The sequence below is a fragment of the Vitreoscilla stercoraria DSM 513 genome (assembly GCF_000382305.1).
Lineage (GTDB): Bacteria > Pseudomonadota > Gammaproteobacteria > Burkholderiales > Neisseriaceae > Vitreoscilla > Vitreoscilla stercoraria.
On sequence record NZ_KB908053.1, the window covers coordinates 1 to 1,337 of the forward strand.

The 1,337-nt window shown below is 51.5% G+C and carries 1 rRNA gene; it reads left to right on the top strand.

The annotated features are described in order from the left end of the window. Positions 1–1,296, top strand: a 23S ribosomal RNA gene (locus H150_RS0113360); the annotation flags it as partial. Between the last annotated feature and the right edge of the window lie 41 nt (positions 1,297–1,337).

The following is a 1,337-nucleotide window of genomic DNA, read 5'->3' on the forward strand; positions in this document are numbered from 1 at the left end:
AACCGTACCGCAAACCGACACAGGTGGGTGGGATGAAAATTCTAAGGCGCTTGAGAGAACTCGGGAGAAGGAACTCGGCAAATTGATACCGTAACTTCGGGAGAAGGTATGCCTGGTATTGTGAAGGATTTACTCCGTAAGCAACGCCAGGCCGCAGAGAATCGGTGGCTGCGACTGTTTATTAAAAACACAGCACTCTGCTAACACGAAAGTGGACGTATAGGGTGTGACGCCTGCCCGGTGCTGGAAGGTTAATTGAAGATGTGCAAGCATCGGATCGAAGCCCCAGTAAACGGCGGCCGTAACTATAACGGTCCTAAGGTAGCGAAATTCCTTGTCGGGTAAGTTCCGACCCGCACGAATGGCGTAACGATGGCCACACTGTCTCCTCCCGAGACTCAGCGAAGTTGAAATGGTTGTGAAGATGCAATCTACCCGCTGCTAGACGGAAAGACCCCGTGAACCTTTACTGTAGCTTTGCATTGGACTTTGAAGTCACTTGTGTAGGATAGGTGGGAGGCTTTGAAGCACAGACGCTAGTCTGTGTGGAGCCGTCCTTGAAATACCACCCTGGTGACTTTGAGGTTCTAACCCAGGTCCGTTATCCGGATCGGGGACCGTGCATGGTAGGCAGTTTGACTGGGGCGGTCTCCTCCCAAAGAGTAACGGAGGAGTTCGAAGGTTACCTAGGTCCGGTCGGAAATCGGACTGATAGTGCAATGGCAAAAGGTAGCTTAACTGCGAGACCAACAAGTCGAGCAGGTGCGAAAGCAGGACATAGTGATCCGGTGGTTCTGTATGGAAGGGCCATCGCTCAACGGATAAAAGGTACTCCGGGGATAACAGGCTGATTCCGCCCAAGAGTTCATATCGACGGCGGAGTTTGGCACCTCGATGTCGGCTCATCACATCCTGGGGCTGTAGTCGGTCCCAAGGGTATGGCTGTTCGCCATTTAAAGTGGTACGTGAGCTGGGTTTAAAACGTCGTGAGACAGTTTGGTCCCTATCTGCAGTGGGCGTTGGAAATTTGACGGGGGCTGCTCCTAGTACGAGAGGACCGGAGTGGACGAACCTCTGGTGTACCGGTTGTCACGCCAGTGGCATAGCCGGGTAGCTAAGTTCGGAAGAGATAAACGCTGAAAGCATCTAAGCGTGAAACTCGCCTGAAGATGAGATTTCCCTTGTGGTTTAACCACACTAAAGAGTCGTTCGAGACCAGGACGTTGATAGGTGGGGTGTGGAAGAGCGGTAACGCTTGAAGCTAACCCATACTAATTGCTCGTGAGGCTTGACTCTATCATTTGAAGAACTTCAATGATAATGCTTACTACATAAAG